The following is a 23,644-nucleotide window of genomic DNA, read 5'->3' as shown; positions in this document are numbered from 1 at the left end:
TGTGTTAGTAACAACTTCGTATAACCCGTCTGCTGAATTGGTGGCGGAAGCCGCACGCTTATCCGTATTATATGGGGGCCGAAATGTGCCCCGGAAGAAGTATTCTTTGGAACTTCTTAGGAGAAATTATAAGGATAGTTCTGTTCTGCTTGTGACAAGGGAAGAGATCAGGTACTATGAAGAAGACCACCCTGCAGCTTTTTTTCATCCAAGTATGTCTCTCGTTCGTGTCAAACGGATGCAGAGGGGGGAGCCTGATTTACTCATTGAGGCATCAGGAGCAGTTTCCGGTGACCGTATTGTGGATTGTACAGCGGGGCTTGCGTCAGATGCCATCGTATTCTCCTATGTGGTCGGTATGGAAGGGCGTGTTACAGCGCTTGAGAGTGAGAAGATCCCAGCCATGCTGATTCAAGAAGGCTTGGTACAGTATCAATCAGAAATACTAGAATTGAATGCTGCAATGAGACGTATCGAGGTTAGGCACACGCATCACCTATCCTATTTGCAGCAGTTAGACTCGCAGAGTGTGGATGTGGTCTATTTTGATCCCATGTTTCGCAGTCCGATTGAGGAATCGCATGCGATATCCCCACTTCGGCATCGTGCGAACGATGAAGCCGTTAGCTTGGCTTCGATCGCTGAAGCAAGACGCGTTGCGCGCAAAAGTATTGTGCTTAAGGAAAACCGAGACAGTTCTGAGTTTGCTCGATTAGGGTTCGAGCATGTGTTACGTTCAACAACGAAAACAACGTATGGAGTGATTCGATTGTGTTAGCCCCATCAGCCAAGCCGAAATTACTCGTGCTACTTGGTCCCACCGCTGTTGGCAAGACCAAGCTCAGCTTGGAAATTGCTCAGCGCTTCGATTGTGAAATTATTTCTGGTGATTCGATGCAGGTGTATCGTGGTATGGACATCGGAACCGCCAAAGCGAGCGAGGCGGAGCAGCAAATCGTCCCGCATCATCTAATTGATATTCATGATCCATCGTATTCGTTTTCTGCAGCCGAGTTTCAAGAGCGAGTAAAAGGATTAATTCAAGACATCCACTCGCGCGGTAAGCTGCCTTTTATCGTAGGTGGCACAGGATTATATATCGAATCGGTTTGCTATGATTATCAATTCACGGATGTCAGCATGGATGAGGAATTCAGGCAATTGCAGGAAGAATTCGCAAACACGTATGGGGAAGAAGCCCTTCATGCCAAATTGCGGGAAATTGATCCCGAAAGTGCTAATCGTCTGCATGCGAATGACCGCAGGCGCGTCATTCGAGCACTTGAGATTTTCCATATATCTGGAGAAACTATGACTGCTCATTTGGCCTCCCAGAAAAAAGAATCTCCTTACGAACTATGTATCATTGGACTAACGATGGACCGAGCCCTGCTCTATCAGCGGATTGAAGAACGCATCGATGCGATGATTCAGGAAGGATTGGTCGAAGAAGTACAAGCGCTTCTGGCCGCTGGCACCCCAAAGTCAGCTATTTCCATGCAAGCTCTCGGTTACAAAGAGATCGTTAGTTATCTGGAGCATGAGCTCAGTTTCGAAGATGCTGTGATCCTGCTCAAGCGGGATACACGTCGATTTGCGAAGCGTCAATTGTCTTGGTTTCGGCACATGAAGGACATTGATTGGGTTGATGTGACAGATACAGCAAATTTTTCTGCCCATTTCGAAATGATTAGTGATATACTAGCAGGAAAGTTTGTACATAAAATAGAATATAATTAACAAATATCACCAATAGAAAATAGCGCCGTTTGGGCGAAAGTTTCATTCCATTAAGGGGGACATACTGATGAACCGATCCATTAATATTCAGGACAATTTTCTAAATCAGCTGCGTAAAGAAAGCATTCCCGTAACCGTTTATTTAACGAATGGCTTTCAAATTAGAGGACTTATTCGTGCATTTGATAACTTCACTATCATCATTGACAGCGAAGGCCGTCAACAAATGGTGTACAAGCATGCCATCTCTACCTTCACACCACAGCGTGCTGTTTCGTTAATGGCGGCTGCAGAAGCAACGGAATAATCTGTATATCGCTTCAATTTGCAACTTTTTAATGGACTGAAACGTCTAACCGAATAGAAACTTTTGGGAGCAACCTTGTATAAAGGTTGTTCTTTTGTTGAAATTTAGGCGATTTTTCATTGGGCTTGATAAATCGACTATCTATCTAGAGAGAAACGAAACGTAAGGGAGTTGGTGAATATGGATAAAAAACCTACGAGACATCCATCCACGCCGCAAACCAAGCCAAGGGAGTCCAAACCAAACCAGAATAAGGGCTCTAAGAAGAAAAAATTCAATGCACGCAAGCTCATTATGGGTTCCATCATTGCTGCAATTGTTGCTGTGATTTGCGCAACGGGGATTTATATTGTTGTCATCATGAGCGGCTTCAAAATCCTGGATGCAAATATTGATAAAATTATCTCCACAACAGAGTCGACCCTTATTTATGCGCAAGAAGAAGGTAAAGATAAGGATGGGAAAGATAAACCTGCCACTGAAATATCGAAAATCTATCGCGGTGAAAATCGGGAAAGTGTCAATATCAAAGACGTTCCGGAACGGCTGAAGCAAGCTTTTATCGCTACAGAGGATCGTCGTTTTAATGAACACTCAGGTGTCGACTTGAGAGCCATCGGGCGTGCGCTTGTCACGGATATTATTCATATGTCCGCAGTTGAAGGTGGAAGTACGATCACACAGCAGCTTGCCAAGAATGTGTTCCTAAGCTCGGAAAAGACAGCTTTCCGGAAGGGTACGGAAATGTCGATTGCGTTTGCGCTTGATGAGCGTTTTACGAAGGATGAGATTCTAGAGAAATATTTGAATCGTATTTTCTTCGGAAGCAATGCTTACGGCATTAAAGCGGCAGCCAAGGTGTACTTTAATAAATCGAATTTGAACGAGTTGGAAGTATGGGAGATGGCGACACTTGCCGCTCTACCCAAAGCACCTTCCCGCTACTCACCTTTAACCCATCCTGACTTATCGAAAGAACGTCGAGCAGTTGTTCTAAGACTGATGACGGATCAGGGTTATATTACGGAGGCTGAGCGCGCCAAAGCTGCTGATGTCGATTACGTACCGCCTGTATCGACAAGCACAGGAGGGACGAAAGAATATGCTTCGTTCGTGGACTATGTGGTTAATGAAGCGGAGGACATGTATGGTATTGAAGAAGATGAGCTGCTGACCAAAGGTTATCGAATTTACACAACGATGAATATTAAAGCTCAGCAAACTATCGAGCAAACCTACGCAGATCCGAGTTTTTTCCAGAAGGATGCAACCGATGGTCAGAAAATTCAGAGCGCCATGGTTATACTTGATAATAAAACCGGTGGTATCATGGGGTTAATCGGTGGCCGGGATTATAAAACCAAAGGGTTCAGTCGTGTGTATTCCAAAAGACAGCCAGGGTCGTCTTTTAAACCAATTGCTGTCTATGCCCCTGCTTTAGATAGTGGTAAATACACACCCTATTCGATGTTAGATGATACGCAGACGTCTTTCGGTTCGTACACACCACAAAACTATGATCGGCAAACACATGGTCAAGTTACTATGTTTGAAGCCGTCAAGAAATCCTACAATTTAGCACCTGTCTGGTTATTAAGTAAAATAGGTGTCGGAACGGGGACTGCATTTGCTAATAAACTAGGTACCACCTTAAATCCTCAGAAAGATCAGAATTTAGCTGTTGCGCTAGGTGGTCTGACGGATGGTGTCTCGCCATTGCAAATGGCTGGAGCCTATACAGCTTTTGCCAACCAAGGTTCGCAAAATAAAACACATGCGATTTTGCGCATCACTGACGCTCAAGGTAAAGAAGTTGCAGCATATAAGCCTGAGAAAAAGCAAGTTATGCAGCCAAGCACTTCCTACTATATGACCCTGCTGCTGCAAGGTGTTGTTGAGACGGGTGGTACGGGTGTGAAAGCGAAGTTCAATCGACCGGTTGCAGGGAAAACGGGTTCAACAGGACTTGATATTAAGGGCATTGAACAGTACGATCGAGATGTATGGTTTGTTGGCTATACGCCTGAATGGACTGCGGCTGTATGGGAAGGTTTCGATAAGGTCGATTCCAAACATTATGTGACGGTGGGTAGCGGCAGTACGGCTGCTATTTTCAAGACCGTCATGTCAAAAGCGCTAGACGGCAAGCCAATTACCAACTTCGTTAAGCCTGCCAATGTGGACGATTTGAAGGAACCGCCTAGTGGAATCTCAGATGTTACGGCCACTTATGTACCGGAGTCAAAGCGTGTTAAGATAGCATGGACCTCTCTCGGAGAGAAAGTTAGCTACGAAGTTTATCGTAAAAGCGCGACAGAGGCTGAAGCGAAAATGATTGTTCAAACACCTAAAGTGCTGGTCGAGGACACGACGATAAATAGTGGTGAAACTTACCAATATTATGTGGTACCTCTGGCGAACGAATCGAATACACCAGGTGCGAAGTCGAATATCGCTACTGTTGAAATTCCGAAGGATGATTCGCTTCCGAATGGCGGAATTTCGTCACCATCCCCATCGGTTTCGCCGTCACCATCGCCAGGTAATGGGGGGAATAATCCTAATCCATCCCCATCACCTAGTGGGAAGCCTAGCCCTTCGACAACCCCTGGGGCCACGATCAAACCTGGTACAGGAACGGAAACAGGGCCAAGCCCAACACCAACACCTAGCCCATCCATTAGTCCTAAGCCGAGTCCAACGCCGACGCCATTACCGGTGAATAAGCCGATTGACGAGAAACCGAAGAACGGCAACGGCAATTAACTAACATTGCGAGCATAATAAGGCCCTGAAGGGCCTAATAGCTCCAACGGGCCAAAGCGGACAAGCCGTTATGTCCGATAAGGGTTGGGCAAATATTTTCTTGCCCTAATGGCACGTACGTGCACGCATCATCAAACAATATCAAACTGGAGGTCCATTACATGAAACTAGCTACCAAATCCATGAAGTCCAAAATGCTAATCACCGCTTCCTTGCTTACTTTAACCCTGATCGCATCCGCTTGCGGCAATAAACCTACGGAAACAATTGGCGGCACGGCAACGCCTGGTTCTAGTACTTCTGCACCAACAACAACTGCACCAGCTTCATCTGCAACAGCAACACCGGCGGCATCGACATCCGCATCAGCTGGCAAGCAATGGAGCAAAGCCCCAGAAATGATGATTGATACGAACAAAACATATCAGGCTGAAGTAACAACGTCGAAAGGAACTTTTACAATCGACTTGTACGCCAAAGAGGCACCGAAAACGGTCAATAACTTCGTCTTTTTGTCCAAAGAAGGCTTCTATAACAATGTGACGTTTCACCGTATTATCAAAACCTTCATGATCCAAACGGGAGATCCGCAAGGGACAGGCAGAGGGGGTCCAGGTTATAAATTTGCTGACGAACTGAAAACAACGCATAAGTATGAACCAGGTACTGTGGCGATGGCTAACTCAGGTGCCAATACAAATGGCAGCCAATTCTTCATTTGTTCGGGTACGGATTGCGCGAATTTGAACAGTACGCCGAATTATTCGATTTTCGGAAAAGTCACAGCAGACAGTATGGCCACAATTTCGAAAATCGCAGAAACTCCAGTGGAAATGGGTGGAGAGTCCACCCCTAGTAAGCCAAAAGAGAAAGTAACGATTAACACCATTTTAATCAAAGAAAAATAAACTAACATAAACAACGCTTTCATAAAAGGATAGGAGTGGATCTCATGAAACAACCGTGCCTATTGTTCCATGGATTTACAGGTGGACCTTATGAGGTTGAGCCGTTAGCTCGGCATTTACGAGAGCGTGGTCAGCTGTGTGAGGTGCCAATCTTACCTTGGAATGGAGAATGCCGACATCAGCTTCACGCTTCGCGTTGGGAAGATTGGGTGCAGGCAGCCGAATGGCATGCGGCCAAAATGACAGAGACTTATGGCTCCTTTGATATGGTTGGATTTTCAATGGGAGGTCTATTGGCAGCCTACTTATCGGTTCGTTACCCTGTACGTAGACTCATACTGTTAAACACGGCGGTCATTTATGTGAGCCCAGGCCGGCTCTTGAACGTCCTTCGTGAGGAATGGAAGTATCAACGTAAAATTAGTTTAATCAAGGGGAAATCGACGCCATTGGTGGCGACCTGGCAGTTTACGAGGCTTGTCCGACATCTGAAACCGGAGCTCAGTCTAGTAAATAAGCCTACCCTTATTGCACAAGCGGAAAGAGACCAAGTCATTCATCCGCAGAGTGCGCGGTATATTTATAGCAAGCTTAGAGGGCAGCGAGAGCTTCACTGGCACGCTAAATCGGATCATTTAATCTGTTTGAGCGAGGACGCTCCAGCCTTATTTCGGCAGGTAAGTACATTTCTGGATAAGGAGTAGGAAGGATGCCGGCAAAGCCTAGCATGAACAAAAAACAACGCGCCATCGCACCTGCGCCAACGAAGAAGAAGGCAAGCACCTCGAAAGGGGAAACGCCATCTAGGTTGTACCGTATATTTGTAAGGACGTTTCAATTCGTTTTGATCTCCTTTGCCTTGCTGGTGAGTTGGGTTGTGTTTATCCAGTGGAAAGTACAGATAGGCCCAAATCAGTCGAGTTTGCCTAAGCAAGTTGATGTAGGCATTGTACTGGGAGCTTCGCTGCGTAATGATATTCCAAGTCCTGGGCTGCAAGAGCGACTGGATTTGGCTGTTGAGTTGTACAAGCAGGGGCGCTTCAAGCAACTTATTGTATCTGGTGGTTTGGATCATAATGGTTCTAAGTTGACTGAAGCTGAGGGCATGAGGGACTATTTGGTGAAGAATGGATTGCCGAAGTCAAGTATACTTATCGAGCCCAAGGCAACGAGTACCTATGAGAACTTACTGTTCAGTAAGCAGATTATGGATGAGAAGTCACTTGTTAGCGCAATTATCATCACGCATAAGTTTCATAGCTCTCGTTCACTTGATATTGCAGAAACGATTGGTTTCAAAGATCCGCGAGTCTCCGGGGCCAAGTCAGTGGTGCTTTTCATGCCTTATCATGATACAAGAGAAACGCTAGCCTATACGAATTGGTATTTAACCAAACTGCAATTGAAGCTCGGGCTCAAATGAATAAAAAGCATGACAGGGTAGCGGGGAAGGCCGCTCCTTGTCATGCTTTTTGTTCATTTATCCATTTACGATGGCTCCACCGTTGATATGTAGAATTTGCCCAGCCATGTAAGAGGAGTCTTCACTGGCTAAGAATACATAGCTTGGTGCCAATTCACTAGGCTGTCCGGCCCGTTTCATCGGTGTCGTAGAGCCGAAGACCTCAACTTCCTGCGCTGTAAATGTAGATGGAATTAACGGTGTCCAGATGGGACCAGGAGCAACACCGTTCACTCGAATGCCTTTGGCGTTCAACTGCAGGGAGAGCGAACGCGTGAAGGTGACAATTGCACCTTTCGTTGATGAATAATCAATTAATTGTTCGTGACCATGGTAAGCAGTAATTGAAGCGGTGTTTATAATCGCACTACCTGGCTTTAGATGAGGAAGGGCGGCTTGCGCCATATAAAAGTAGGAGAAAATATTCGTTCGGAACGTTCGTTCAAGCTGCGCTGACGTTATATCCGTTATACTTTTCTGCGGATGCTGCTCTGCGGCATTGTTAACAAGAATGTCTAGCTTACCGAACTCTTTGACGACTTGGTCAACGACTTGCTTGCAAAAGCTCTCTTCACCAATGTCGCCTGCAATGTGTAGGCACCTGCGACCCGCTTGTTCCACATGTCGGTGTGTTTCTTCAGCGTCCTTATGCTCATTCAGGTAGACGATTATGACATCGGCACCTTCTTTGGCATAAGCCACGGCAATAGCGCGCCCTATACCGCTGTCGCCTCCAGTGATGATGGCAACTTTATCCTTTAGTTTACCAGCTGGTTTGTAGTTCGCATTCTCAAATTCGGGAAGTGGCTTCATTTCTGATTCGATACCAGGTTGATGGTTCTGATGCTGTGATGGGAAAACGGGTTTTTCCTTGGTGGCTGTCATGTAATCGGCTCCTTTCATCCTAAGAAATTCTTAGTTAGGATGATACAAGAGCAGCCAAATCATACTTCACTCGGTAATGATAGCCATATTTCATTTTATATCCTAGTTTTTCGTATAACGTAACTGCGGGCACATTGTTTGCGATCACTTGCAAATATTGCTGCGTCGCGCCTTGTGTGATGCTCCAAATCGTCATTGCATGAAGAATGGCATAGCCGTATCCCTTGCCGCGGTGTTCTTCGTGTACGATCACATTAACGAAGCCAGCCCATTCTCCTTCAACGATGGCTGTGCCAAGTGCGACAGTCTGACCTTGGTCTTTCAATGTAAAGAAGGCTTTCGATGCTGGCATTCGCTCACTTAAACCTTGATAAAAGCCCCGTCGTTCCTCAGGGTACTGCTCTAAGAAAAGGAAGGCATCTAGCCACTCGCTCGTAACGGATTGTGTAATTACTAATTCAAGATCCAGTGCTGAAGGATATTGCTTCTTTATGCGTTCTTCAGCGTGAGAAGCCACTTGCTGGCAATCAGCTGTCATCATATAACAAGGAGTATCTAATTCGTAACCCTGGTCTTGGAGCAAGCTGTCTAATTGATCAGGAGAGGCAGAACTAACATGAAAAATAGCAGGTAACCCATGACTATGGTAAAATTGTTCAACATGCGATAACCAATTGTCATCACGAGGGTATGACCCAATAGCGAAAACGCTGTTTGCTCTTTTCGTTATCCCGTTTGATGCTCGAATGAGCCAATGATCTACCATAGCATTACTTTCCGCTGGCCAAGTATTTGCAGCAATACGATCAAGGTATTCGAAAAAATATGGTTCTGTTTGCATGAAATTGCCTCCATCCTCAAAAGTTATTACATAAATATACAATTTAGTGTATAAAAATTCAATTGAAAAATTAATAATTTATCAATGTGTATTTGGGGAGGAAGAATACGATGCAACTACGATTGCGAACAGCCACATGGGAGGACTATGATGCTGTGAATACAATCATTCGTGAAGGTCAGGAAGAACATGCCGAGGCATTGCCAGATCGATTTGCCAAACTTGATCATGTTGTTGCGATGGGCTGGTATCGAAGCTTCTCGGATCGGGAGGACAAAGAGATTATTGTGGCAGAGATTGGACGGGAGGTAGTCGGTGTCGCGATGTTAGAGATGAAGCAAAGTCCAAACTATGAAGCGCTTGTGCCGCGTAAATATGCTTATTTAAATGAACTTGCCGTTGCCTCCGTACATCAACGTCAAGGAATTGGCAAGAGACTTTATCAGGCTGCTGCTGAATGGGCACGAGCACGCGAAGCCGAATCACTCGAGTTAAATGTTTGGGAATTTAATGAGCGTGCATTGCTTTTCTATGCATCTCTTGGCATGCTGACGTTAAACCGCACCCTTACGACAAATTTAGTGAAATAGAAGGAGATTACGTATGCTTTTTATAGATAATGAAGGAATCACAGATCCGAGAATCAATCTAGCCATTGAAGAGTTCGCCTTGCGTAAGCTCCCAGCTGGGGAGAGTTATTTACTCTTTTATATAAACGAACCTTCAATTATTATTGGCAAAAACCAAAATACACTAGAAGAAATTAATCCCGAGTATGTGAAAGCGAATAACCTGCATGTGGTTCGTCGATTGTCTGGTGGTGGTGCGGTCTATCATGATCTGGGGAACTTGAATTTCAGCTTCATCACCCAAGATGACGGCAATTCGTTCCATAATTTTCAGAAGTTTACGGCGCCAGTTGTTCAAGCGTTGCATTCACTTGGAGTTCAAGCTGAATTAACAGGGCGCAATGATATCCAAGTTGGTGAACGCAAAATTTCAGGCAATGCGCAATTTTCAACCAAGGGAAGAATGTTCAGTCATGGGACGCTTTTATTCGATTCGGAGATAGAGAATGTCGTTTCGGCACTTCGCGTTGATCCCGATAAAATCCAATCCAAAGGTATTAAGTCGATCCGTAGTCGGGTCGCGAATATTGTGGAGTTTCTGAAAGAACCAATTGCGATGGCAGAGTTTCGATCTAAGCTGCTTAGTTCTATTTTCGGAGTCAATGCTGAGCACGTACCTAGCTATAAGCTAACAGAGGAAGATTGGACAGAGATTCATCAGATATCGGAAGAGCGGTATCAGAACTGGGATTGGAATTATGGGAAATCACCTAAGAGCACCATTCAGCATGCCAAAAGAATGGAAGGTGTTGGTAGAGTAGATATTCGCTTAAATATCGAAGAAGGACATTTGCAGCATGTTAAAATATTTGGTGATTTCTTCGGTGCCTATGATGTCGCTGAACTAGAACATAAGCTGGTTGGCACGCGGTATGAGGAAAGTGCGGTTCGTGAACGATTGGCAGATGTGGAACTGAAACGCTACTTCGGTGCTCTGGATAAGGAGACATTCGTGGCCTTACTTATGCTGACTTAAGCGCCATTGATGTTAATAAACAAAGACTATTGGTTTCTGGCAGAGGCTGCGGTCTAAAATGGCGTTTACAAGCGTAGGATGGTGGATACGCACTAATAAACCATCAAGTAAACGAGGTGATCCTCATGAGTGGTAGAAGCTTGCCATCCAGACAAATCAACATCGTTTTACGGCAGCCGGAACCTGGCAGTCAGCGGCGAACTGTTGAGGGATCAGGTGGGCAGTCAGGCGCTTCACCCCTTGCCGACGCCGAGCCGATGATCTCTGGCAAAAGGACGCCAATGGAGGGTCCGCTATCGGATGTTTTCAAAGAGCTGAATGGACTGATTGGCTTAGAAAATGTCAAAGAGCTGGTGCATGAAATTTATGCGCTGCTGCAGATCTCTCAATTTCGAGTTGAAGCCGGACTTATGAGCAATGCTCATGTGTACCATATGATTTTCAAGGGCAGCCCTGGAACTGGGAAGACGACAGTAGCACGATTGTTAGGTCGTATGTTTCATGCCATGGGTGTACTGAGTAAAGGGCATTTCATTGAAGTGGAGCGTGCAGACCTCGTAGGTGAATACATTGGGCATACCGCACTAAAAACGCGTGAACTCATGAAAAAAGCGATGGGCGGCGTCCTATTTATTGATGAAGCATATAGCTTGGCACGTGGCGGTGAGAAGGATTTTGGCAAGGAATCGATTGATGCGCTGGTCAAAGGAATGGAAGATAAGAAAAATGATTTCATCCTCATCCTAGCGGGATATAGTGAAGAAATGGAGCAATTCTTAGCAACGAACCCTGGACTTCCTTCACGGTTTCCGATTCAAATTGATTTCGAGGATTATGCCATTGATCAATTGATCCAAATTACGGAGTTGATGGCGAAGGAACGGGAATATGTCCTGCTGCCACAAACATTAGCGAAGCTAAAGCAACACCTAGCCGAGGAGAAGGCGATGACTTGGCGTTCTTTCAGTAATGCGAGGTATGTTCGGAATATTTTGGAGAAAGCGATGCGGCATCAAGCCGTACGATTGTTAAGTCAATATGTGAACGCACCATCCAAACTTGAGTTGATGTCGATTCGTCCGGAAGATGTGAAATTTAAATGACAGATCAAAGAGCCAATTAACTTATTTAAGTTAATTGGCTTTTTTTTTATGGGAAAGTAATTGACAGTTTAGAGGATCAGAGTAAAATATACAGAGTAATTATTTTGCTGATAATGATTATCAATATTGTTTCTAAATAAATGTTGGAGCGTGTAATGTTCACCACTCCAAAGGAGTTGTCATGTATGCGGAAAGTTGTTTTAGTCAGTTGGATCGCTCTTCTATTGTTTCTATCAGTACCATTGATCGCCAGTGCCAAGCCTCAGGATGATCTGGCCAAAGAAGATGCAGGCATCGTAAGCGCAATTCAAGCCGCAGAAAGCGGAAATATCGAGCAAGCGACGAAATTGTTCGAAGCTTTTCAAATCAATTGGCTGACTTATGAAGATGGAGTTAAAGAGATCTCGTTAGCAGCTTATCAGAAAATCGAAGGCGCAATGGGTGAAGCATCACTGCAAACGATGAAGCAGCCTGTCGATGCTCTGAAACTTGCGGCCAAATTGAAGGATCTACATAAGTTGAACTCTTCTTTCATAGAAGGAGATCTCACTGCATTCGGGTCTTCCGCGAAGAGTGATAGTAAAGTAACCGTTACATCACTAGTAACTTTGTTGGAGAAAGCATCAAATCAAGTGAAGGAGAAGGATATAGAGGGAGCTTCCGAGAGTATTCAAACGCTTCGCAACTCCTGGTTGCTTATTGAGGGAATTGTATTGACACAGTCCTCAGCCGTTTATACCTCCATGGAGCGAGACATGGTAACAGCTTACGCTCAGCTTTCCGCTAGTCCGCCTCAAACAGAGGAAGCCGCTGTGACGATTTCTCGGATGCATGCTGATTTACAACCGTTAGCGTCGAAGACAAGCTACACGATGCTTGATGCTACAACGATAATCCTTCGTGAAGGGCTCGAAGCCTTACTCGTTATTATTGCATTACTTGGGTTTCTTAAGAAAGCAGGTCATGAGGACAAGAAAAGATGGATTTGGTTCGGTGTTTATGGTGGACTCGTTGTCAGCTTGGCGCTGGGCATTGTGGTTCAACAGTTATTCTCGGCCAGTGCTTTTGGGAATAACAATTTTCTGATTGCCGGGTGTACAGGAGTTTTTGCAGCTCTGATGCTCCTGTATATGAGCTATTGGCTGCATAGCAAGGCAAGTATTTCGAATTGGCAATCTTATATTCGTAATCAAAGTGTCAAAGCATTAGCAACTGGAAGTCTAGCTTCGCTTAGCTTACTTGCCTTTCTTGCTGTGTTCCGTGAAGGGACAGAGACGGTCTTATTTATGATCGGGATGGCTTCCTCAATTTCATTGGCTTCGCTGCTTGGCGGAATTGGGATTGGTGTAGGTCTGCTGCTCATTATTGCCTTTCTAATTCTGAAGATCGGACTGCGTATCCCGATGCGTCCCTTTTTCTTGATATCAAGTGTTTTTGTTTTCTACTTATGCTTTAAATTTGCCGGGATGGGCGTTCATGGACTTCAGTTAGCCGGATATTTGCCAGCGACAACAGCCAATTGGCTGCCTAGCTGGGATGCCGTTGCGCTATATCCTACGTTAGAGAGCGCAATTCCACAGTTCCTCTTGTTGCTTCTGGCGCTCATAGCCGTGGTAAGAGACCGTCTTAAAAGCATGTCTAACAGACATATGCCAATAAATAATAAATCCTAATTCAAAGAAAAGTGGAGGGTTCATCCCATGAAAAAAAGTCAACAACTTCTTATGTTAGCAGCTGCAACAACACTTGTTCTCGCAGGTTGTGGGAAATCAGAGCCAACCGAAGTTGCGAAAGTCCCACTCAAAGACGGGTCCGCGAAACTAGTTACAAGTATTGATAGTTTGAAAGGTCAATTAGACACTTCAAAAGTGAAGGATGCTAAGAAATGGGCAGACCAGCTCGAAGATCAATGGGCGAGCTTTGAAGATGAAGTAAAACCGAAATATCCGGAATTGTATTTTAAAATAGAGAAATTTTTGACACCATTACAAGCTGCCTTGAAAGAAGATAAGCTAGATTTACCAACATTGACTGCCTTGAACACGAATTTAAAAGCGGCGTTGACGGAGCTGACAACTTCTTTTGCAGAGAACAAAGGTGCAGTTAATAAAGACGTCATTGAAGCTTCTACAGCGCTTAAGGATGCCGCCAAAGCTTACAATAAATATGTGCAAGACCAAGGTAACCAACTGGTGACATTGCTCGATCAACTGAACACAGCCATTAAAAGTGGTGATATGAAAAAAGCGACAGAAGCATATGGACTAGCACGTATGCCGTATGAGAGAATTGAGCCAATCATCGAAACGTTCAGTGAGCTGGACGGTGTGATGGATGCGCGCGTTGATGATTTCAAAAATGAGAAGGATCCTGCTTTTACAGGGTATCACCGAATCGAATACTTATTGTTTGTGAAGAAAAACATCAAGGATGCTGAGCCTTTTGCGGCGCGTTTGCTTGAAGATGGTAAGAAAATGCAACAAGCGATAGCGGCTACAACGATAGCACCTACTGATTTTATCGCTGGTGTCGGGGAATTAATGGAGGAAGCGCAATCCAGCAAAATTACAGGTGAAGAAGAACGTTGGAGCGGTGCGACAGTGCCGGTGATCCGTGCAAATGTAGAAGGCGCTCAAGCAATCTACGATCTAGTTAAATCTGAATTGAAGAACAAAGATGCGGCTTTGGATGAGAAAATTAGCAAGAGCCTAGCGACAGTTATCGAAACCATGAACACACTTTCACCGGTTGGCCCAACTTGGAATGATTTCAGTAAACTCGAACAAGCCAAACAAGTTGATTTGAAAAATAAATTAGAAGCATTGGCTGAACCGCTTGTGAAAATGCCGGGGACGCTAAGCAAATAGAGGAATGGGGTTAAGCGGTATGTCTGACAAAATGAATCGTCGTGCCTTTTTGGGGATGACCGCTGCGGGTGCGGCGGGCGTTGTTTTGGGAGATTTGCTGGGGAAAGTGCAAGCCGCGCATCCAACGAATAAAGCTGCCGCTACTGTAGCCAATGAGACGCTGGATTTCTATGGCACCCATCAAACAGGTGTTGTCACACCCCAGCAAAATTTTGCGAATGTGGCGGCTTTCGATGTAACAACTAGCGATGCGAAAGAGCTGCAAGCACTATTGAAGCAGTGGACGGAGATAGCAGCAGCTCTGATGGCGGGTAAACCGCTGGCTGTTGAGCCTCAGGACGCGGCTTTTCCTCCGACGGATACAGGCGAGCAGCTCGGGCTTGATACAGGTAAATTAACCCTTACATTTGCTGTAGGTGCCTCTCTTTTTGAAAAGGAAGGTGTTGACCGTTTCGGGCTTCGTTCACGTAAACCGGATGGCCTGACCGAGATGCCGATCTTTCATAAAGATTCACTTCAAGAACAGTTGACTCATGGGGACATCGTGGTTCAAGCTTGTGCAGACGATCCGATCATCTGTTTCCATGCGATTCGCAACTTAACCAAAGCTGCTAGAGGCGTTGCACACTTGCGTTGGCAGCAAACAGGTCAACTAGGAGTGAAGGCGCAAGGGACGAAACGGAATTTATTTGGTTTTAAAGATGGTACGGCTAATCCTGCGTTACAAGATGAGTCTTTTATGAAAAATAACGTTTGGATTGATGCTAGCGATAGGGAAAGCACACCGTGGTTAGCAGGCGGTACCTATATGGTTGTTCGTCGCATTCAAATGCGGATCGAAACATGGGATCAACAAACCTACTCGGATCAAGAAGAGATCATTGGTCGTCAAAAGGTATCTGGAGCACCCATGGACGGCAAAGCTGAATTCGATACGCCGCAGTTTGCCGCAGATGCCGAGGGCAAGGTGACGGCTTTGGACTCGCATATACGGTTATCTAACCCACGAAGTGGTGAAAATTCTGAGCGTGAACGTATTTTGCGGCGCGGTTATAATTTCATGGAAAATCTGGACAGCGTAGGTCGTATCAATGCCGGATTGTTGTTTGTGTGCTTTAATCGGAATATCCAAACGCAGTTCGAATCGATCCAGAAACGCTTAACGAATCCTAAGATGCCGGATCAAATGCTGGCCTATACGGATACGACTGGCGGCGGTTATTTTGCTGTATTGCCTGGTGTTTCTTCGAAAGGCTCGTACTTAGGGCAGACATTGTTTGAGTGAAATAAAGAAGCAGGAGCAGGGTTGTTCCGCGAGTAGAGCGATCTACTTGTGTGACTGGCCCTGTTTTTTGTTGGCAAGACCGCTATAATTGAATTTTCCTGTGTCTCAAATTGACTTTCCTAATCATTTCCTCCACAATGATGAAGGAATAGGCCAATTAGGCCTTATTTCAGTCATTTTAAGCATTATGCGGTAAGTAAAGGAGACGACTATGAAAACAACTTCACATATGGTAGAAAAAGAAATCGACGACAGAGCGGTGCTCGTCAGTTTGATTACACAGAAGCAGAAGAAAAATGAGCTGCTGGCAGAATATTCGTTGCAAGAACTTGTGAAACTGGCAGAAACGGCTGGCGTTCAAGTGCTGGACACGATGACACAGAACAAAGAAGCTAAGGATACCAAGTGGTTTATTGGGAAAGGGAAAGTCGAAGAGTTAAAGCTGATGTTGGAAGAGCTGGGTGGTAATACGGCGATCTTCGATCAGGAATTGTCAGGTGCACAAGTTCGTAACTTAGAAGCAGCACTTGATGTGAAAATTATCGATCGTACTCAGCTCATATTGGATATTTTCGCACAGCGTGCCAAAACACGTGAAGGAATTATCCAGGTTGAATTAGCACAGCTAAGCTATCTTCTACCTAGACTGTCAGGGCAAGGCAAAAACTTGTCGCGTTTGGGTGGCGGTATTGGGACAAGAGGACCAGGGGAATCGAAGCTAGAAACGGATCGTCGACATATCCGCGGACGTATTGACGAACTGAAAGCGCAGCTGGAAGAAGTTGTGCGTCACCGTACTTTGCATCGGGAACGTCGTAAGAAAAGTGGTGTTTTTCAAGTTGCGTTGGTTGGGTATACCAATGCAGGGAAGTCCACGTTATTGAAACAATTAACACAAGCAGACGTCTATATTGAGAACCAACTTTTCGCTACGTTAGATCCGACGTCACGGACAATGATATTGCCAAACGGCAAGGAAATCGTCCTCACAGATACAGTAGGTTTTATTCAAAATCTACCCCATGATCTAGTTGCTTCGTTCCGTGCCACGTTAGAAGAGGCGAATGAGGCAGATTTGATTCTGCATGTGGTGGATAGCTCCACAGATATGCGTGGTGAGCAAATGCGTGTTGTTGGAGAGGTACTAGAGCAGCTAGGCGCCCATCAGAAGGAACAGATCACTGTCTTCAACAAAATTGATCTTATCTCAAAAGAAGAGCGGGAATTGCTTTCTGACCAAGGTGAGTTCATGAAGGTGAGTGCTTACACACCTGAGGATTTAGAACGTCTTCGTATTACGATTGAAGATAAGCTGATGGGCGATAGCAAAGAATTCCGCATTCCAGCCAATAAAGGGGATGTCATTGCCCTCATGTATCGTATTGGTGAGGTGCTTGAGACCGATGTGGATGGGGAAGACATGATCTTCAAGGTTCGTGTGAACAAGGAAGATTATGTGAAACAGGCCTATTTGCTGGTAGATTACGATCAATCTTCAGCGAAGCCAGAGCAGGATGAGAACGAGGGAGAGAGCAACTAAGATGCATTTCGGGGAAAAAGTTATTGCCAGAATGGAAAAGGCGGAGAACCGCGTAGATAGCGCTTTTCGTCAAATTGAGAAAACGATCGATCTAAATCAATGGAAAGTTATACGTGCTTTCCAAACACATAAAGTAAGTGATTATCATTTTGCTTCTTCGACGGGTTATGGCTACAATGATCGAGGCAGAGAAGTGCTTGACCTCGTCTATGCCGATGCTATGGGGGCAGAAGCAGCACTAGTTCGCCCACACTTTGTATCGGGGACACATACGATCGGTACCGCTTTGTTCGGTGTGTTGCGTCCTGGTGAACATCTACTTTACATCACAGGTAAGCCCTATGATACGTTGCACAAGGTCATTGGTAAGCCTGGCGACGGCACGGGCTCCTTGCAAGACTTCGGCATCGGCTACGGTGAAGTCGCGCTTCTGGAAGACGGCTCGCCGGATTGGCCAGCAATCACGGCAGCCATTCAGCCGAATACGAAGGTCATCGGCATCCAACGTTCACGCGGCTACTCCTGGCGGCCGTCGTTCACGGTCGAACAAATCGGTGAAATGGTCCGATTTGTCAAAGAGATCAACCCAGAGCTCATTGTCTTCGTGGACAATTGCTATGGTGAATTCACTGAGCCGCAGGAACCGACGCAGGTTGGCGTCGATCTGATGGCCGGCTCGCTGATCAAAAACCCCGGCGGCGGCATCGCCCCTTCGGGCGGCTATATCGCCGGGCGGCGCGACCTCGTGGAGCTCGCCGCGTACAGATTGACCGCCCCAGGTATAGGGGGCGAGGTCGGAGCCATGCTCGGTGCGACGCGAGCTATGTTTCAAGGGCTATTCCTTGCCCCGCATTTGGTGGGGCAAGCCGTCAAGGGCTCGGTCTTCGCGGCAGCGATATTCGAAGACCTTGGCTTTGTCAGCTCACCGCGATGGGATGTGCAGCGGACGGACTTGATCCAAGCGATCCGCTTCACATCAGCGGAACATTTGATTACGTTCGTGCAAGGCATTCAAAAGGCGTCTGCTGTCGATTCGCATGTCGTACCCGAGCCTTGGGACATGCCTGGGTATGAGCATCCTGTTATCATGGCAGCAGGGACCTTCATTCAAGGTGGCAGCTTAGAGCTGTCAGCGGATGCTCCGATTCGTGAACCTTTTATCGCTTATATGCAAGGCGGTTTGACCTACTCACATTGCAAGTTAGGTGTACTAACTGCTATCCAACATATGGAAGACAAGGGATTACTGTGAAAATTTAAACTGTGAACAAACCTGACACTCCTTGACACGTTTTTGTTAGGAAGGTACAATGAGAGTGAGGTACTTACTGACCAGGAGTGATTAGCATGAGTGATGAAATACGTAGGAATATGGCGTTATTCCCCATTGGGATCGTCATGAAGCTGACAGATCTAACGGCAAGACAAATTCGTTACTATGAGCAACACGAATTAATCATTCCAGCTAGAACAGCTGGAAATCAACGGCTCTATTCGTTTAATGACGTGGAACGTCTTCTTGAGATTAAAGATTTGATTGAAAAAGGTGTTAACATTGCAGGTATCAAGCAGGTTCTTATCCCTGTAGATAAGGATTCTGAAGATGCAACTATTCTTAACGAGCACACGGAAGTGAAGCGTAAGGAATTAACCGACTCTCAATTGCACAAAATGCTGAAGCAACAATTGATTGGCGGGGGTAAACGCCCGGATCAGGTTTCATTGATTCAAGGCCAGCTTTCCAGATTTTACAAATAGGTTGCCAAATCGCTTACATTTGAGAGGAGAATGCACGCGTGACTTACAACAATAACTACTCCAAAGAAGATATTCTTCGTATTGCCAAAGCTGAAAACGTTCGCTTTATCCGTTTGCAATTCACTGACTTGATGGGAAGTATTAAGAACGTTGAAATTCCTTTGAGCCAGCTTGAGAAAGCGCTTGATAATAAAATGATGTTCGATGGATCTTCCATCGAAGGGTATGTGCGAATTGAAGAATCGGATATGTATTTATATCCCGATTTAGATACATGGGTAATTTTCCCTTGGGTAACTGAGAGCAAAGTTGCTCGTTTGATCTGCGATATCTATATGCCAGACGGTACTCCATTCGCTGGAGATCCGCGCGCCATTTTGAAAAATGCATTGAAGCAAGCTGAAGATATGGGCTACACAGCAATGAACGTTGGACCTGAACCAGAATTCTTCTTGTTCAAAACAGATGACAAAGGCAATCCAACAACGGAATTGAATGACCAAGGTGGATATTTCGATTTGGCACCGATGGATCTTGGGGAAAACTGCCGTCGTGATATCGTGCTAACGCTGGAAGAAATGGGCTTTGAAATCGAAGCTTCTCACCATGAAGTAGCTCCAGGCCAGCACGAAATCGACTTTAAATATGCAGATGCGATTAAAGCTGCTGACCAAATTCAAACGTTCAAACTAGTTGTTAAAACGGTAGCTAGACAGCATGGTTTGCATGCTACATTTATGCCGAAGCCATTATTCGGAATGAATGGATCTGGTATGCATTGTCACCAATCCTTGTTCAAAGGTGAGACGAATGCCTTCTACGATGAGAGCGACAAATTAGGTTTGAGCACGGTTGCAAGACAATATATGGCTGGTGTACTACGTCATGCGCGTTCTTTCGCTGCTATTACGAACCCAACTGTTAACTCATACAAACGTTTAGTTCCTGGCTATGAAGCGCCTTGCTATGTAGCTTGGTCTGCTAGTAACCGCAGCCCAATGATTCGGATTCCAGCTTCCCGCGGTCTAAGCACACGTGTTGAAGTTCGTAACCCGGATCCAGCAGCAAATCCTTACCTTGCACTTGCGGTAATGCTTGCAGCTGGTTTGGATGGCATTAAGAACAAAATGCAGCTTCCTCCGCCAACAGATCGCAACATTTATGTGATGACGGAAGAAGAGCGTGAAGCTGAAGGCATTCCTAGCTTGCCTCTTAACTTGAAACAAGCTTTAGACGAGTTGCTTCGTGATGATGTTGTCTGCGATACACTTGGTGAGCATGCGCTAGCGCATTTCTATGAGTTGAAAGAAATTGAGTGGGACATGTATCGTACTCAAGTTCACCAATGGGAAAGAGATCAATATCTGTCTCTGTACTAAAATGAATGAAACCCTCGGCGCTGTAAGCGTTGAGGGTTTTTCATTGTTTGGGGCGAGCGATGATTACCAATAGGCGTAGTGATGTGTGATATGCTGGTTGCGAGTAGATTTAGTGGGGAGGATTTACGAAAATCTCCCGTGTTCCCGGCAAATAAATGGATTTTCTACAGTTAAATTTCTGGATTTTACGATCAAATCCAGAAAAGACGGATTACTGGACCTCTGTCAAGAAAGTAGACACCTACTAAGAGAAATTAACTAACGCTTTTGTAATATAGTTCTTCAAATCGATCAGGCGAGACATAGCCCAAAGAACCATGGATTCTTTTACGGTTGTAAAAGAGTTCAATGTACTCGAACATGTCCTGTTGAGCCTGTGCCTTTGTCCAAAATTTCGTACAGTAAACAAACTCCTTCTTTAATACGCTGTGGAAGGATTCGATGCAGGCATTATCGTAGCAGTTGCCTTTTCGGCTCATACTTGCTTTCATTTTGTAGGTTTCAAGTCTTTCGCGGTAATCTTCCGAGGCATATTGTGAGCCTCGATCTGAGTGATGCACAAGCCCTACTGGGGGTTGCTGCGCCACATAAGCTTGGTCTAGTGCAGCCAGGACTAACTCTGTTGTCATGCGGTCTCCGAGCTTCCAACCTACAATTTTGCGCGTGTAAAGATCTAAAACACTAGCTAAATACAACCGGCCTTCACGGCACGGAATATAGGTAATGTCAGTGACCCAGACTTTGTTAGGTGCGGTTGTTTGAAAATTTTGATTTAGCAAGTTAGGTGCAATCGGTGAATCGTGGTTTGAATCCGTCGTGTTCACTCGAAACTTCTTAGAAACGCAGGAACGAAGCCCATTGGCTTTCATTAGTGAACCAACTAGTCGTTCAGATACCGTCCAGCCTTCACGCACGAGTGTCTCTGTGATTTTAGGGCTGCCATACCTACCAAAATGGTCATGAAATATGAACGTGATTCGAGCTAAGAGCGCAGTTCTGCGCTTCTGGTAGCTATTCACCGCCTCTTTTCCAAGTAACCATTTATAGTAACCGCTCCGGGAAACCTCAAGCGTCTGACACATCTTCTCCATTGAAAATTCGGAACGATGCTTTTCAATGAACTGGAACCTTAGTTCTTTGGTTTGCTGAAGATGTGTACGGCCTTTTTTACGATCGCAAGTTCTTCTTGAGCATCTGCAATGAGGCGATCTTTATCTGCAAGTTCGCGGTCTTTCTCTTTCAAAAGCTGTTCTAACTGGCGGAGTCTTTCTGGTGTTGCAATGGATTCACTTTCAAACTGTCTATATTTCGCTACCCATTGGTGCAGGGTTCCTGCCGGAATGTTCAATTCCTCGGCTATCTGCGTTACCGACTTCGTTTGTTCTTGAATAAATTTTACCGTCTGTTGTTTAAATTCATCATTATACCGTTGCCGCTGTTCACCCAAAATGAACACCTCCTGATAAGATTATTATCCTCATCTCTTAACAAGGTGTCTACTTTTTATTCTAGTTCCATACCTACAGTTAATTTTAACCATTTTACTCGAATAGAACAAAAGTGGCAGAATTAACTACATGTTTTCCATCTAAATCGAGTTTTCGAGGAGATTCATCGAAAATAACTGTATGTTTTCCAGTTAATACAAGTTTGTATAATATTACTTCGGCTAATCTAAAGCTACAAACTCCGCTAACAACGACGGCATGACGAGAATACGGCGTTCTTACCTCGCTCATCTGTTCTTGCTTCATTGCCAACCTCTAAGGGGGTATTGTATGATAAGAAGGACCAATACATACTTATCGCCTGTCAGACTCGTTTAGAATGAGCTGATGGGCTTTTTAACGCGAAGGAGAATAATTGAACTATGGACAATTTCAAACGAAATATAGAGAAGTATGCAGAGTTAGTAATCCGGATCGGGGTTAACTTGAATAAAGGCCAAGATTTGTTGGTTGAAGCTCCTATAGAAACGTTGGATTTAACAAGATTAATCGTTCAGAAAGCGTATGAAGCTGGGGCGAATTTTGTCCATGTGCATTGGCAGGATGATGTCATTACTCGGAATAAATTTGATTATGCATCAGAAGATTCAATGGACTATTACCCTGAGTGGTATACGACGATGCTCGAACGTTTTGTTGAAAACGGAGGAGCCTTATTGAACATTAAGGTACCAAATCCGAATCTATACGATGGTATTGATGCCAGTCTGATTTCAAGAGCTTCCAAAGCCGCTTCAACAGCAAGAGCCAAGTATCAGCACTATGTGCGTACAGGTGAGTTTAGCTGGTGTTTAATTAAAGCACCTACAGAAGCTTGGGCTTCGATTGTGTACGCGGATTTGCCAGAGGAGCAGCGTATTCCTGCGATGTGGGATGCTATTTTCCAAATCAACCGTGTGTATGAAGAGAACCCCGTGGCAGCTTGGCAGTCCCATTTGGATACGCTGAAGGCCACGCATAACATATTGAATGAAAGAAGCTATAAAGCTTTGCGATATCGGGCTACGGGTACTGATCTGCGTGTCGAGCTGCCGGAAGGACATATTTGGCTAGGTGGAGATAACGAGAACGCTCGCGGTGTCCGCTATGTAGCGAATATGCCGACGGAAGAAGTGTTCACCATTCCAAACCGAACAGGTGTTAGTGGTACGGTAGCGAGTACAATGCCATTGAATATTAATGGCGCTTTAGTGGATCGGTTTACCTTTACCTTCGAAGCGGGCAAGGTTGTGGACTTCCAAGCGGAGGTTGGTTATGACCATTTGGCACGTTTACTGGATATGGATGAAGGGGCACGTTATTTAGGTGAGGTTGCACTCGTTCCGTTTGATTCTCCGATTTCTAATTTAAATCGTATTTTTTACAACACTGGCATTGACGAGAATGCTTCTTGTCACTTAGCGTTGGGTAGCTGCTATCCGATTAATTTGAAGGATGGTACCAAGTTATCGAACGCTGAGTTGAAAGATCGCGGAGGGAATAGCTCCTTGATTCATGTGGATTTCATGATTGGTTCTGCGGAACTTGAAATCGATGGAGAACTAGCGGATGGGACGATCGAACCGATCTTCCGGGCAGGGAACTGGGTATTGACGTTTTAAATGTGAGAAAAACTTCTATCGAAGTCCTTCAAGGAAGAATGACCGCGTTTAAATGGTGGTTTTTATCGCCAATAAGAATTTGTTCTTCA

At 45.1% G+C, this 23,644-nt stretch carries 22 protein-coding genes; 18 read left to right on the top strand and 4 right to left on the bottom strand.

Annotation, left to right across the window (positions count from 1 at the left end; all coding sequences use genetic code 11):
* Window position 1 precedes the first annotated feature (1 nt).
* The 7 genes from ACSQ8O_RS28795 (at window position 2) to ACSQ8O_RS28765 (ending at window position 7,144) form a co-directional block, all read left to right on the top strand.
* Window positions 2-778 (top strand): class I SAM-dependent methyltransferase, encoded by a 777-nt coding sequence (locus ACSQ8O_RS28795; protein ID WP_436244479.1) that lies wholly within the window; start codon window positions 2-4, stop codon window positions 776-778.
* Window positions 769-1,740, top strand: a complete 972-nt coding sequence (gene miaA / locus ACSQ8O_RS28790) for a tRNA (adenosine(37)-N6)-dimethylallyltransferase MiaA (protein ID WP_436244973.1) — start codon at window positions 769-771, stop codon at window positions 1,738-1,740. The genes ACSQ8O_RS28795 and miaA overlap by 10 nt, the downstream gene beginning before the upstream one ends.
* A gap of 67 nt (window positions 1,741-1,807) precedes the next feature.
* The gene (gene hfq / locus ACSQ8O_RS28785; RefSeq protein ID WP_056620871.1) at window positions 1,808-2,047 is read left to right on the top strand and encodes an RNA chaperone Hfq; all 240 of its coding nucleotides are present in this window, start codon (window positions 1,808-1,810) and stop codon (window positions 2,045-2,047) included.
* A 180-nt stretch (window positions 2,048-2,227) separates the two neighbouring features.
* Window positions 2,228-4,813, top strand: coding sequence for a PBP1A family penicillin-binding protein (locus ACSQ8O_RS28780; protein ID WP_436244478.1), 2,586 nt, complete (start codon window positions 2,228-2,230; stop codon window positions 4,811-4,813).
* A 161-nt stretch (window positions 4,814-4,974) separates the two neighbouring features.
* Window positions 4,975-5,721 (top strand): peptidylprolyl isomerase, encoded by a 747-nt coding sequence (locus tag ACSQ8O_RS28775; protein ID WP_436244477.1) that lies wholly within the window; start codon window positions 4,975-4,977, stop codon window positions 5,719-5,721.
* Window positions 5,722-5,765: 44 nt separating this feature from the next.
* Window positions 5,766-6,425: an alpha/beta hydrolase gene (locus ACSQ8O_RS28770; RefSeq protein WP_056620878.1), complete on the top strand. Its 660-nt coding sequence runs from the start codon at window positions 5,766-5,768 to the stop codon at window positions 6,423-6,425.
* A 23-nt stretch (window positions 6,426-6,448) separates the two neighbouring features.
* Entirely contained in the window at window positions 6,449-7,144 is a 696-nt protein-coding gene (locus ACSQ8O_RS28765; protein WP_436244476.1) for a YdcF family protein, read from the top strand.
* Between the two features lie 57 nt (window positions 7,145-7,201).
* On the opposite strand, the gene ACSQ8O_RS28760 is transcribed toward ACSQ8O_RS28765, so the two are convergent.
* Both ACSQ8O_RS28760 and ACSQ8O_RS28755 read right to left on the bottom strand, forming a co-directional pair.
* Window positions 7,202-8,068, bottom strand: a complete 867-nt coding sequence (locus ACSQ8O_RS28760) for an SDR family oxidoreductase (protein WP_436244475.1) — start codon at window positions 8,066-8,068, stop codon at window positions 7,202-7,204.
* Window positions 8,069-8,102: 34 nt separating this feature from the next.
* Entirely contained in the window at window positions 8,103-8,909 is an 807-nt protein-coding gene (locus ACSQ8O_RS28755) for a GNAT family N-acetyltransferase (RefSeq protein WP_436244474.1), read from the bottom strand.
* A 110-nt stretch (window positions 8,910-9,019) separates the two neighbouring features.
* Here ACSQ8O_RS28755 and ACSQ8O_RS28750 point away from each other — a divergent pair, with 110 nt between their 5' ends.
* From ACSQ8O_RS28750 to glnA, 10 genes are all read left to right on the top strand, one after another.
* A complete protein-coding gene (locus ACSQ8O_RS28750; RefSeq protein WP_436244473.1) occupies window positions 9,020-9,499 on the top strand; it encodes an N-acetyltransferase family protein in 480 nt (159 codons plus the stop codon).
* A gap of 13 nt (window positions 9,500-9,512) precedes the next feature.
* Window positions 9,513-10,514, top strand: a complete 1,002-nt coding sequence (locus ACSQ8O_RS28745) for a lipoate--protein ligase (RefSeq protein ID WP_436244472.1) — start codon at window positions 9,513-9,515, stop codon at window positions 10,512-10,514.
* Between the two features lie 125 nt (window positions 10,515-10,639).
* The gene (locus ACSQ8O_RS28740; protein WP_436244471.1) at window positions 10,640-11,617 is read left to right on the top strand and encodes an AAA family ATPase; all 978 of its coding nucleotides are present in this window, start codon (window positions 10,640-10,642) and stop codon (window positions 11,615-11,617) included.
* A gap of 185 nt (window positions 11,618-11,802) precedes the next feature.
* Window positions 11,803-13,290 carry an FTR1 family protein gene (locus tag ACSQ8O_RS28735; protein WP_436244470.1) on the top strand — a complete coding sequence of 496 codons (1,488 nt, stop codon included), beginning with the start codon at window positions 11,803-11,805 and terminating at the stop codon, window positions 13,288-13,290.
* A gap of 27 nt (window positions 13,291-13,317) precedes the next feature.
* The gene (locus tag ACSQ8O_RS28730) at window positions 13,318-14,484 is read left to right on the top strand and encodes an EfeM/EfeO family lipoprotein (protein WP_436244469.1); all 1,167 of its coding nucleotides are present in this window, start codon (window positions 13,318-13,320) and stop codon (window positions 14,482-14,484) included.
* A gap of 19 nt (window positions 14,485-14,503) precedes the next feature.
* Window positions 14,504-15,769: an iron uptake transporter deferrochelatase/peroxidase subunit gene (gene efeB / locus ACSQ8O_RS28725; RefSeq protein WP_436244468.1), complete on the top strand. Its 1,266-nt coding sequence runs from the start codon at window positions 14,504-14,506 to the stop codon at window positions 15,767-15,769.
* Window positions 15,770-15,980: 211 nt separating this feature from the next.
* Complete coding sequence (gene hflX / locus ACSQ8O_RS28720) at window positions 15,981-17,309, top strand: GTPase HflX (RefSeq protein WP_436244467.1); 1,329 nt, start codon at window positions 15,981-15,983, stop codon at window positions 17,307-17,309.
* 31 nt (window positions 17,310-17,340) lie between these two features.
* Window positions 17,341-18,561: an aminotransferase class I/II-fold pyridoxal phosphate-dependent enzyme gene (locus ACSQ8O_RS28715; RefSeq protein ID WP_436244972.1), complete on the top strand. Its 1,221-nt coding sequence runs from the start codon at window positions 17,341-17,343 to the stop codon at window positions 18,559-18,561.
* Window positions 18,562-18,656: 95 nt separating this feature from the next.
* The gene (locus ACSQ8O_RS28710; protein ID WP_047676992.1) at window positions 18,657-19,067 is read left to right on the top strand and encodes a MerR family transcriptional regulator; all 411 of its coding nucleotides are present in this window, start codon (window positions 18,657-18,659) and stop codon (window positions 19,065-19,067) included.
* A 38-nt stretch (window positions 19,068-19,105) separates the two neighbouring features.
* Window positions 19,106-20,446 carry a type I glutamate--ammonia ligase gene (gene glnA, locus ACSQ8O_RS28705; protein WP_436244466.1) on the top strand — a complete coding sequence of 447 codons (1,341 nt, stop codon included), beginning with the start codon at window positions 19,106-19,108 and terminating at the stop codon, window positions 20,444-20,446.
* A gap of 254 nt (window positions 20,447-20,700) precedes the next feature.
* Here glnA and ACSQ8O_RS28700 read toward each other — a convergent pair whose 3' ends face one another.
* A complete protein-coding gene (locus ACSQ8O_RS28700; RefSeq protein ID WP_436241980.1) occupies window positions 20,701-21,564 on the bottom strand; it encodes an IS3 family transposase in 864 nt (287 codons plus the stop codon).
* 11 nt (window positions 21,565-21,575) lie between these two features.
* Window positions 21,576-21,902, bottom strand: a complete 327-nt coding sequence (locus ACSQ8O_RS28695) for a transposase (RefSeq protein ID WP_436241574.1) — start codon at window positions 21,900-21,902, stop codon at window positions 21,576-21,578.
* A gap of 414 nt (window positions 21,903-22,316) precedes the next feature.
* Between ACSQ8O_RS28695 and ACSQ8O_RS28690 the strand changes: the two genes are divergently transcribed.
* Window positions 22,317-23,555: an aminopeptidase gene (locus ACSQ8O_RS28690; protein ID WP_436244465.1), complete on the top strand. Its 1,239-nt coding sequence runs from the start codon at window positions 22,317-22,319 to the stop codon at window positions 23,553-23,555.
* Window positions 23,556-23,644: the final 89 nt, after the last annotated feature.

Source organism: Paenibacillus sp. LjRoot56, from assembly GCF_964253335.1.
In the GTDB taxonomy this organism is placed as follows: domain Bacteria; phylum Bacillota; class Bacilli; order Paenibacillales; family NBRC-103111; genus Paenibacillus_E; species Paenibacillus_E allorhizoplanae.
Note: the sequence above shows the minus strand (reverse complement) of the source record. Positions and strands in the feature narration are given on the sequence as shown.

Coding starts and splice junctions, on each gene's coding strand:
- hfq (WP_056620871.1), top strand. CDS start 1,808: ATGAACCGATCCATTAATATTCAGGACAATTTTCTAAATCAGCTGCGT.
- ACSQ8O_RS28780 (WP_436244478.1), top strand. CDS start 2,228: ATGGATAAAAAACCTACGAGACATCCATCCACGCCGCAAACCAAGCCA.
- ACSQ8O_RS28775 (WP_436244477.1), top strand. CDS start 4,975: ATGAAACTAGCTACCAAATCCATGAAGTCCAAAATGCTAATCACCGCT.
- ACSQ8O_RS28770 (WP_056620878.1), top strand. CDS start 5,766: ATGAAACAACCGTGCCTATTGTTCCATGGATTTACAGGTGGACCTTAT.
- ACSQ8O_RS28765 (WP_436244476.1), top strand. CDS start 6,449: ATGAACAAAAAACAACGCGCCATCGCACCTGCGCCAACGAAGAAGAAG.
- ACSQ8O_RS28760 (WP_436244475.1), bottom strand. CDS start 8,068: ATGACAGCCACCAAGGAAAAACCCGTTTTCCCATCACAGCATCAGAAC.
- ACSQ8O_RS28755 (WP_436244474.1), bottom strand. CDS start 8,909: ATGCAAACAGAACCATATTTTTTCGAATACCTTGATCGTATTGCTGCA.
- ACSQ8O_RS28750 (WP_436244473.1), top strand. CDS start 9,020: ATGCAACTACGATTGCGAACAGCCACATGGGAGGACTATGATGCTGTG.
- ACSQ8O_RS28745 (WP_436244472.1), top strand. CDS start 9,513: ATGCTTTTTATAGATAATGAAGGAATCACAGATCCGAGAATCAATCTA.
- ACSQ8O_RS28740 (WP_436244471.1), top strand. CDS start 10,640: ATGAGTGGTAGAAGCTTGCCATCCAGACAAATCAACATCGTTTTACGG.
- ACSQ8O_RS28735 (WP_436244470.1), top strand. CDS start 11,803: ATGCGGAAAGTTGTTTTAGTCAGTTGGATCGCTCTTCTATTGTTTCTA.
- ACSQ8O_RS28730 (WP_436244469.1), top strand. CDS start 13,318: ATGAAAAAAAGTCAACAACTTCTTATGTTAGCAGCTGCAACAACACTT.
- efeB (WP_436244468.1), top strand. CDS start 14,504: ATGTCTGACAAAATGAATCGTCGTGCCTTTTTGGGGATGACCGCTGCG.
- hflX (WP_436244467.1), top strand. CDS start 15,981: ATGAAAACAACTTCACATATGGTAGAAAAAGAAATCGACGACAGAGCG.
- ACSQ8O_RS28715 (WP_436244972.1), top strand. CDS start 17,341: ATGGAAAAGGCGGAGAACCGCGTAGATAGCGCTTTTCGTCAAATTGAG.
- ACSQ8O_RS28710 (WP_047676992.1), top strand. CDS start 18,657: ATGAGTGATGAAATACGTAGGAATATGGCGTTATTCCCCATTGGGATC.
- ACSQ8O_RS28690 (WP_436244465.1), top strand. CDS start 22,317: ATGGACAATTTCAAACGAAATATAGAGAAGTATGCAGAGTTAGTAATC.